At 57.3% G+C, this 6,823-nt stretch carries 9 protein-coding genes; 1 reads left to right on the forward strand and 8 read right to left on the reverse strand.

The window, feature by feature from the left end:
- The 8 genes from gspN to gspG form a co-directional block, all read right to left on the reverse strand.
- Complete coding sequence (gspN, locus tag R6V78_RS03015) at positions 1-876, reverse strand: type II secretion system protein GspN (protein ID WP_410287846.1); 876 nt, start codon at positions 874-876, stop codon at positions 1-3.
- 8 nt (positions 877-884) lie between these two features.
- Positions 885-1,412: a hypothetical protein gene (locus R6V78_RS03020; protein WP_410287847.1), complete on the reverse strand. Its 528-nt coding sequence runs from the start codon at positions 1,410-1,412 to the stop codon at positions 885-887.
- A 6-nt stretch (positions 1,413-1,418) separates the two neighbouring features.
- Positions 1,419-2,861 carry a type II secretion system protein GspL gene (gene gspL / locus R6V78_RS03025; protein WP_410287848.1) on the reverse strand — a complete coding sequence of 481 codons (1,443 nt, stop codon included), beginning with the start codon at positions 2,859-2,861 and terminating at the stop codon, positions 1,419-1,421.
- Positions 2,862-3,069: 208 nt separating this feature from the next.
- Complete coding sequence (locus tag R6V78_RS03030) at positions 3,070-4,173, reverse strand: general secretion pathway protein GspK (protein WP_410287849.1); 1,104 nt, start codon at positions 4,171-4,173, stop codon at positions 3,070-3,072.
- Positions 4,148-4,855 carry a prepilin-type N-terminal cleavage/methylation domain-containing protein gene (locus tag R6V78_RS03035; RefSeq protein ID WP_410287850.1) on the reverse strand — a complete coding sequence of 236 codons (708 nt, stop codon included), beginning with the start codon at positions 4,853-4,855 and terminating at the stop codon, positions 4,148-4,150. The genes R6V78_RS03030 and R6V78_RS03035 overlap by 26 nt, the downstream gene beginning before the upstream one ends.
- A complete protein-coding gene (locus tag R6V78_RS03040; protein WP_410287851.1) occupies positions 4,848-5,276 on the reverse strand; it encodes a prepilin-type N-terminal cleavage/methylation domain-containing protein in 429 nt (142 codons plus the stop codon). Before R6V78_RS03040 ends, R6V78_RS03035 begins: the two co-directional genes overlap by 8 nt.
- 2 nt (positions 5,277-5,278) lie before the next feature.
- The gene (locus tag R6V78_RS03045) at positions 5,279-5,770 is read right to left on the reverse strand and encodes a prepilin-type N-terminal cleavage/methylation domain-containing protein (RefSeq protein ID WP_410287852.1); all 492 of its coding nucleotides are present in this window, start codon (positions 5,768-5,770) and stop codon (positions 5,279-5,281) included.
- 124 nt (positions 5,771-5,894) lie between these two features.
- Complete coding sequence (gene gspG, locus R6V78_RS03050) at positions 5,895-6,350, reverse strand: type II secretion system major pseudopilin GspG (RefSeq protein WP_410287853.1); 456 nt, start codon at positions 6,348-6,350, stop codon at positions 5,895-5,897.
- A gap of 179 nt (positions 6,351-6,529) precedes the next feature.
- Here gspG and R6V78_RS03055 point away from each other — a divergent pair.
- Positions 6,530-6,823, forward strand: a 294-nt coding sequence (locus R6V78_RS03055; protein ID WP_410287854.1) for a Druantia anti-phage system protein DruA, incomplete at its 3' end; no start/stop codon positions are given.

The following is a 6,823-nucleotide window of genomic DNA, read 5'->3' on the forward strand; positions in this document are numbered from 1 at the left end:
CTATCTCATGGACACATCGGGACTGTCTATGGAACCGCGGACCCGGAAGGTCAGTCCACGGGTTCCCAGTGTCCGGGTGTTGACGGCCCCCTGGGGGATCGTCTCTTGAAGCCGGGCAATCAGCTCCGGCTTGGGTTTTGCGTTGCCGGTAAGGTTCAGACGGCTCTGCTCGATGGGGTTTCTCAGGTCAATGGTGCCGGTAATTTTGCCCTCGAGCATGGGACCGTCGAACGCCAGGGATTTGAGCCGCAGGTTGCCACCACTCACAGAAAACTCCGCATTGGTCTGCACCATCACGATCTCGCCGATGCCGAAATAGGGGGCCTTCAACGTGATGTGCAGCTCCGACACAGCCAGCGACCCGTTGGTTGTGCCGCCGCCCTCCGAGGCGCGACTGCCATCGTGGGTAATCCGACCGTTGAGGGACCCTGAAAGGCTGAAACGCGTGTTGGCCTTGATCGCCTCGAGTTGATCCAGGTGTATTTCAAAAAGATCCGCCTGCGCTTGCAAGGGGCCGCCCGGCTCGGTGCCGGTCAGGACGGCCAGGCCGTTTAGGCTTCCCCCGGCCAGGCGTGCTTCCAAACGGACCTGCTTTTTTGCCTGCAGCAGGGTCGCTAGATCGGGGGACATCCGTGCGTCGTCAAAACGGGCCAGGCGAACGTTGGCCCGGATCAGGTCCACGCCGGTCATTTTAATACCCGGCGGCAGGGTCGGACGAATCGTCTCCGCCAGCAGGCTCAGGGATGGATCGAAAGCTGCCAGCCGAGCATCCAAATAGGCGGTAACGGCCTGGTCGGGAAACAGCACGACCAGGAAAAGGGCTGCCGCCAGCAGAAAATAGAGCAGATATGCAATAATGACCTTAACGAAAGTCATGGGTACGGTTACATCTCCAAGGTTTCAACCTGAAATACCGTGTTGATCAGGGTTGCGTTTTGCTCTCCCCTGGCAATGGAGAGTCGTTTGATGGAAATCATATCCCGGGATGTTTCGATACCATGCAGATATGCCAGGAGCTGGGCCATGGTGATATCCTGCAGTTTTATTTCCACCATGGAGAGCCGGTAGGGGCTCTCCTTTTGGGTGGTGGTGGTCGGTTTCATGTAAGCAATATGGCTTTTGACTCCGGTTTGTCCCGCCAGGGTGTCCAGAAAGGAAAATAGCGTGAATCCGCGTTTACGCGTTTTCAGATACCGCTGGGCCTGTTCGGCCGTCTGAACCGTTTGGCGGTACTCCGCTTGCAGCAGCAGGATCTGTTCCAGCTCCTGTTGACGGGTGGCAAGCGTTCTGGTGAGCTGCGCGTTTTTATCGAACAGGGGAACAATCAGAAACTGCACCGCCAGAAAGACGATGACGGCGGCTGTTGCCGCAGCTACGCCGATTTTTTCACGTTGGTTGAGTTTGATGGCCATGGCTTGCTAAAAATCCAGTTTCATTTTAAATCGCACCCGCTGCCCCGATTTCTCGAGGTCGGCCGAACTGATGGTTACGAGTTTGAAAATCTCCGCCCCTTCCAGCTGCCCCTTGATGTCGTCCACCGTGTTGAAGGTATCCGTATCGCCGGAAAGGACCACATTGTCCGCCCCGACCACCATCCGGTTGAATTCCACATCCACAGCCGATGGGATCTGCTGGCTCAGGGCGTTGAGGATGTCGATAACCTGTACGCGGGCACTGGTCAAATTAAAGCCGGTGCTTCCTTCTCCGGCCTCCTTGATTTTGATCTGCATCTGTTGCAGGGGGTTGACCACACGGGTGACTTCGGGAAAGGTGCTTTTGAACACGGCTTCGATCTGCCGGTCCATCTCGGCCAGCCTGCGTTCTTTGGCGCGTACGGCAAAAAATTGACCGGCCAAGGCCAGGGTCAGTGCCAGGGTGATCAGTACGGCGGTCAGGATGATATGGCTGCGGTATTCGCTCCAGTAATGCTGGACGGTTGACCGCTCCGTGGAAAAGTTGATGCCGCCGACGGACTCGGTTTCTACCAGGGCCAGGGCCAGGGCGATGTCCAGACGTCCGGATTGCCAGTCCGGTGTGTCCAGCGACCCTGTCAAGCGGGGGAACGTCCGAATTCCCGCGATGGATTTGACCGGTACACCCAAAAAGGTGGACGACCCGTTCCCGGCGTCGAGCAGTTGGGATTGGGGGCCGCTTGAGAACACCGTGGATGGATTGACCGCAATTCCCAGGTTGTCCTGCATTGCGGTGAATGTTCGTTGCATGGCCGTTTCCAGGCTTCGGGCCGCCGGGTTGCCGCCGCTGGCGACCGGCAGCGTGCGCGCCATGCGCACACTGCCGGAACAGACCGCGTACACCGTGTGGTTGCCTGCACCGGTATCGATGAACAGAAAATCATCGTCGTCGGCAGTCATTGCGCAGATGAACCGGGCTGCGGCATACCCGCCGGGCATGATAACCACAGGTCTTAAGTTAACCGACCCGAGGATCTCCAGGTATCGCTGAATATGTGCCTTCTGGACGGCAAAGGCCAGAAGGTCATGCTGACCGTCCCGTTTTACAGCCTCGAAATCAAAGACCAGTTCATCCACCGGCCTCGGCAGGGTGGGTTCCAACTCAAAAGGGAGGACCTGCCGGACCTTCTTGATGTCCAGAAACGGAATCGAGAGGTTTCTGTATGAGACCGCGGTGTCGGGAATGCCAAGCACACAGGCGGCGCCCGAAGGGTTCAGCGTTTCCACAACGGCCTTCAGGGCTTCCTGCAGGCCCACTTCAGCCGGTTGATCCGCCGGGAGGGAAAAATGGACCTGTGCGGTCAGGACGCTGCCCTTGAAACCGCCGTCCAGCAGCACGGCGGAAACGGACTCCTCGCGAATTTCTATGCCGAGGACTTTGCGGCTCATGGTTGTTCGTTTGCTTGGGGGTTGACGGCCATCATGGAAAAAACCTCATCAGCCATTGTCTCTTCGGCAACCAGCCTTCAATGCGGATGGATTGCCAGGGTCCGCGGCTGCATGTCCAAGGGAGCATGCTAGCGCAACAAGACGGTTGTGGGCCTGATCCGTCTTATGACGGTTTTATGGTTATGCACCGCAATTGTCTTCATTTATCCTATTCTGCCTGCCAAATCAAGGTTTTACAAATCCACCTCCCGGTGTCTTGCTCTTTTTCGCGTTGAACCACTGCATTGATGGTGTGGGTTCGGTCGTTGCGTCTGGCCGTGGAGACGATCCGGAACAGGTCGCTGGACGCGACGATCAGATCGGGACTGATGGTGATGCCTCCGGCGCCGGGCACATTTTTGTACCACTGGACATTGTTGATGGGGTTGATAAACGTTTCATCTGCTTTGGCCACGCGAAAGTCGGCCAGGGCTTCAGCAAGATCCGCGTTTTCTGGCGGCAGCAGGGCGGCGAGGACGGCTACATTGGCTGTCGAGATGTTGATCTTCCCATCAAAGGTGAAACGGCTGTCTCCGGCCGGCGATTCACCGTGGACGGTCAACAGGGATGCAAGGCCGGCGGCGGCCCCCACGCCGGAAAACAGCTCCGGGATAACCCCTTGAACCAGGGCGACTTCGGCCAAGTGATCGAAGGGCCCGTTCTTGCAGCTGTAGGATGGCTCCAGCCCTTCATAGTAGTCGGACTCGGCGCCGCTCAATCCGGTTATGGCCTCGTCATCACCGCTGTCCAGCCAATCCTTCAACGAATTGATGATCATATTGGGGTCACTTTCCGGGGTCTCTTCAAACAGGGAGAATACCCGATCCAGCAGCCGCTCCCAAAGAAAGCGCTGGGTCGCGGAAAACTGCTGGCCTTCGGGAAATTTGACCAGGGCGTTGACCTGGATTTTACCGCGCTCATCGGTGATGTCTACATCGATGCTGCCCCCATCAAAAGGGATCAGTTCGACCATCTCGGCCACTTTTTCCGGGTTGGCCCAATCTTCCTGAAGGGTGTCCGTGTCGTTTTCCTTGCGGTCATTGATCAGCATCACCATGGCCGCCTGGACCCCGGATGCGGCCATTTCGCTCAGCACGACCTGCTCTCTTGCATGTATGGCACCGGTGACCGAACTGCGGATGCGGCGGTTCAAGGCCAGTCCGGCAGTGAGCAGTACGGCCACCACCCCGATGGCAACCAGAATCGCCACCCCGCGGTGGTTGCTGAGGATGCCGCCCCCGGCGGGGCTATTGGGCTGCTTTTCGATATGCATGCAGGGGTATCCGTGTGCTGAATTGTTGGGACCGGGACGGAATTCCCACCGTCAACCGGACCTCGACCGATCGCGGTGTGGCGTAACCGGTGTCCGCAGATTCAGAATCCCACCGTTCGCTGATCTCACCATCGGCGGCAATATAACCAAATTCGATCGCCAGTATGTTGTCGCATAAAATGGGATCATCCTCGCTTTCCTGGAATTCGGGAAAGGGATAGAGGTGGTCGGCGCGACGCAGCACCAATGACTCGTCGGACAGCTGGTGAACGTAGTAGACGATGCGGCACACCCCTTGCCGTGGATCCCGGTTGAGGGACAGGTGCGCCAGAGAGGCGAATTGCAGGCGACCGAAGCTGCTTCCGGCCACGTCCGTCGCTTCTCCCAAGAGACGATAGGGATCCTGGGGGTCGTCGAATTCCGGTTTGGTGTAGCGTGGATAGTGGGAGACGTATAAATTCCCCAGGTCCGTGGCCATGCGTCCCAGACAGGTCCGGGCCGATTCGAAGACCGCCACGTCACCGCCGACAGCGTCGGCGCTGGAGAAAACAGCACGGAAGGAGCCGAATACCGTTGTGATCACCAGGGCGAAAATAAAGATGGCCACCATGATTTCCAGCAGGGTGAATCCGCCCAATGGGCTGCCTGGAAACGCCGACGGCTGCTGGCGCGGGCTATTCATACAGGTGCCTGTAGGTGGTCAGGGTGAAAAGTGATTCTTCCTCATTGAAGCCGATGGTCAGGATAATCCGTTTGAGTGACGGCCCGTCTGCCTTGATCAGATCCGACGCCACCGCTTCGCTCTCGATCTTCCAGGTGTAACCGGGGTGGTCGCTGTCGAAATCACCAGCGTCGCTGGTCAGGTCCTTCAAATCAAGCGTGTCGATTTCGGCCAGCTTCTGGCGGGCCAGCATGGTCGCTACCGTATCGAACCGTCCCCTGGCGTCCATGAAAAGGGTCTGGGTATGCATGCGGTAGATGGCCGTCAGCGCGATGGCCACCACCGACAGGGCGACCATCACTTCCATCAGGGTGAAGCCCTTTTCAGCAATGCCCTTGCGGGTGAGGCGGTCAAGGCGAGGTCGGTTGATGTCCGGTGCCATGGCTACCATCCTTGACCGCCTCTGACCAGATTGACCCTGGACAGAAAGGGTTCGATGTAAAAGGCCAGGCGATCCCCGTTATCGTTTCGTATGCGGATGACCGCCTTATCCGAATAACCCTGGGGATAGAAGCCGATGGAGATGGTTCCGCCGGAAATGCGTTCGGCCTGGGAAAAGGCCACGTGGTCGATGGTCACGCCCCGTGGCAGCCGGTAGCCTTCCTCGCGCGCGGTGCTTGCCTCGGTCTCTGCCATGCCGGCTTCGGTGATCCACAGCCGCTGAACGTCGGGTGAGACATTGAGCAGATAGATTTTTTGGTCGACAACCGCTTTTTCCTTGAGCGTTCGGCAATTGGCGATGATCCAGCGCGCCGTCTCGTCCGTACCGTCAGAAAAAAGCCCGACACTCAGTCGCGGAACGGCCACCACCAGCATGATGCTGATCAGTGCGGTCACCACGACCATTTCAATCAGCGTGAACCCGCTGTGGTTCAAATGCCTCATTTCCACTGTTTTAATTGCGCGTGCCCGTGTGCGTAGCGCACTCTGATGGGTGTAAGCGCTTGATTTCATGGCATGGCAGATGGGTATGGGCCTGTAAGGTGATGGGCGGCACCGGCTATTCGGACTCCCAGCTGTTGATATCTGCGTCGTTGTCTTCGCCACCGGCTACCCCGTCGGCACCGTAGGCGATAAGGTCAAATTCATCGTGAATACCCGGGCTTAGGTAAACAAAATCGTTGCCCCAGGGGTCCTTGGGTACCTTGCCCTTTTCCAGGTATCCGCCCTTGCGCCAGTTTTTGGGAATGTTTCCCGAGGTGGGGACCTCCACCAAGGCCTGCAGCCCCTGCTCGGTTGAGGGGTAGGCGCCGCTGTCCAGCTTGTAGAGCTTGAGCGCCGTTGAGATGCTTTCAATCTGCATTCTGGCTTTGACCTGCTTGGCCTGTTCGGGACGACCCATGATGCGGGGAACGATCAGGCCGGCCAGAATGCCGAGAATGACGATGACCACCATCAGTTCAATCAATGTAAAACCGCGGCGGTTGTCCGCTGCTTGCGGTAAAGACAGTTTCATTGCACCTCCCTGGATTTATGACAGGGCTTTTTCAGGCCTCCGTCAATCATTTTAAACCTGCCGACGGATACTAAACCAATGGTCTGCAACAATCAAGCTCCCCTGGCTGAAAGCCAGGGCTCCGTCAAAGTCACCTAAGTATGAGAAATTGTAAGACGACCAAATAGCACTGGCTTTTTATGTCCACATTTGCTAAGTTGCCTTTAATGGGCAACTTAACAGCTTCACCTTCTATCCGCCGATCGGATTTCATCGTACGCCCCGTATTGCGCGATGAAATGGGCCGCTGGCGCGCCTTGATGCGACAATACCATTATCTGGGATTTGAGCGCATCGTGGGTAAATCCCTATGCTATGTTGCAATCAAAGCCAATCAATGGGTAGCCTTGATCGGCTGGGGCTCTGCAGCCTTTAAATGTGCCGCCCGTGATCAATGGATTGGATGGGACCGCTCGTTGCAGTTCAAACGACTG

This window comes from Desulfosarcina sp., from assembly GCF_046496365.1.
GTDB lineage: Bacteria > Desulfobacterota > Desulfobacteria > Desulfobacterales > Desulfosarcinaceae > Desulfosarcina.

Coding starts and splice junctions, on each gene's coding strand:
- gspN (WP_410287846.1), bottom strand. CDS start 876: ATGACTTTCGTTAAGGTCATTATTGCATATCTGCTCTATTTTCTGCTG.
- R6V78_RS03020 (WP_410287847.1), bottom strand. CDS start 1,412: ATGGCCATCAAACTCAACCAACGTGAAAAAATCGGCGTAGCTGCGGCA.
- gspL (WP_410287848.1), bottom strand. CDS start 2,861: ATGAGCCGCAAAGTCCTCGGCATAGAAATTCGCGAGGAGTCCGTTTCC.
- R6V78_RS03030 (WP_410287849.1), bottom strand. CDS start 4,173: ATGCATATCGAAAAGCAGCCCAATAGCCCCGCCGGGGGCGGCATCCTC.
- R6V78_RS03035 (WP_410287850.1), bottom strand. CDS start 4,855: ATGAATAGCCCGCGCCAGCAGCCGTCGGCGTTTCCAGGCAGCCCATTG.
- R6V78_RS03040 (WP_410287851.1), bottom strand. CDS start 5,276: ATGGCACCGGACATCAACCGACCTCGCCTTGACCGCCTCACCCGCAAG.
- gspG (WP_410287853.1), bottom strand. CDS start 6,350: ATGAAACTGTCTTTACCGCAAGCAGCGGACAACCGCCGCGGTTTTACA.